This window comes from Microbacterium sp. Bi128 (genome assembly GCF_918698205.1).
In genome coordinates, this window is sequence record NZ_CAKKMM010000945.1 from 1 (window position 1) to 2,010 (window position 2,010).

The 2,010-nt window shown below is 66.8% G+C and carries 2 protein-coding genes; both read left to right on the forward strand.

The features are described from left to right. Positions 1–331 (forward strand): cupin domain-containing protein (locus LQV45_RS28325; protein ID WP_230010268.1); only part of this gene is annotated, 331 nt, incomplete at its 5' end. Continuing rightward, positions 328–2,010, forward strand: a 1,683-nt coding sequence (locus LQV45_RS28330) for an acetoacetate--CoA ligase (RefSeq protein WP_230010270.1), incomplete at its 3' end; no start/stop codon positions are given. The genes LQV45_RS28325 and LQV45_RS28330, both read left to right, overlap by 4 nt.

Sequence of the window (2,010 nt, forward strand, 5' to 3'; positions counted from 1 at the left end):
GGGCTCGGTGATCTTCAGCGAGCTCGACGGGCATGACGAGGCCGAAGCGGGTGCCGAGCACAGCGGATCGAAGCACTTCTGGTTCCACCGCACCGACTCGCTGGACTACGCCGTCGTCCTCGAGGGTGAAATCACGTTGCTGGTCGATGAGGGTGAGGCGACCATGCGCGCCGGCGATGTGGCCGTGCAACGCGCCACCAGCCACGCGTGGTCCAACCGTACCGACACCACGGCCCGGGTCCTTTTCGTACTGATCGGGACCGAGCCCCTCACTGCGGCCCAGATCGCCGAGCGGCGCAGGGAGGCTTCCCGGCCCTTGGAGAGCGCATGATCACCGACGCCCATGCCGCTGACGGCGAGATGATCTGGCAACCCGAACCAGAGGACAGCGCGGAGACCGGCGTCGGACGTTTCGCCGCCTTCCTGGACGGGCAGGACATCGACGTCGGTGCGGGCTACGACGAGCTCTGGCAGTGGTCGGTGGATGAGCCCGAGCAGTTCTGGGAACTCTTTGCCCGGTTTGCGGGAGTCGAGTTCGGCGGGACGCCAGGGCCCGTCTGCACCAACGACGCCATGCCGCACACGCGCTGGTTCCCGGGACGGACCCTCAATTACGCCCGGCACCTGCTGCAGGGCCACGAGGGCACCGCACTGATCGGCATTGCCGAGGACGGGACGCGCGAGGAGGTCACTTGGGACGCGCTGCGGCGCGAGGTGGCTTCCCTGGCCGCGCACCTTCGGACCCGCGGCGTGAGGCACGGGGACCGGGTCGTGGCGATCCTTCCGAATGTTGCCGAGGCCGTCGTCGGGCTGCTCGCCGCCGCCTCGATCGGTGCCGTGTGGTCCGTCTGCGCCCCGGAGTTCGGCCCGGGTGCGATCGTTTCGCGGTTCGCCCAGCTCGGTCCAAAGGTCGTCATCGCCGCCCCGGGCTACATGCTTGGCGGGAAGGACCGGGACCGCCGCGCGGAGCTGGGGGAGATCTTCGCCCAGCTCCCCACCCTCGAGTACGTGATCTGGGTGGGACGGCATACCTCCGTCCCGAGTGTCCCAACCAGGGCCCCGGCCGTGGACTGGGCACAGGCCGTGGCCGAATCGGCGGAGCTCGTCTTTGACGACGTCGAGTTCAGCCACCCCCTGTGGGTCCTATTCTCCTCCGGGACAACGGGCATTCCCAAGGGCATTGTGCATGGCCACGGCGGGGCGCTGCTTGAGGAAATGAAGATGCTCCTCATTCACTCCGACCTGGGGCCCGGGGACCGCTATCTCAATGTGGCCTCGACGAGCTGGGTGCTGTGGAATGCACTCGTCTCCGCACTGGGCGTGGGGGCGACGGCGGTACTCGTCGACGGAAACCCCACCTTCCCGTCCATCGACCGGGTGTGGCAGATTGCCGCTGCCGAGCAGGTCGCGGTCCTCGGTGTCGGTGCTGGATTTGTCCATGCCTGCGCGAAGGCCGCACTGCTACCGATGCGCGACCACGACCTGGGTGCCCTGAAATCCCTTCAGGTCACTGGATCGCCGCTTTCGGCCGACGGTTATCGCTGGGTTTACGGCAATGTGGGTGACATCTGGTTGAGTTCGATGAGTGGTGGCACCGACATCGCCTCCATCTTCGTGGGAGGATCTCCGACACTGCCGGTCCATGTCGGTTACATCCAGGCTCCGGCCCTCGGAGTGCGCGTGGAGTCGTGGGATGAAGCCGGCAATCCCACCCGGGGAAAGGGCGAACTGGTGGTGACCAAGGCAATGCCCTCGATGCCGCTGAGTTTCTGGGGAGACGACGGCAGCCGGTACCACGAGAGCTACTTCGCGATGTATCCGGGGGTGTGGCGGCACGGGGACTACATCGAGTTCACGCACCGGGGCATCCTCATCCACGGCCGTTCCGACTCGACCCTCAACCGCAACGGGCTGCGGCTCGGTTCGGCAGACATCTACACGGTGGTCGAATCGCTGCCGGAAGTCGCCGAGGCGCTGGTGGTCGGTGCCGAACTGGGCACTGACTACTAC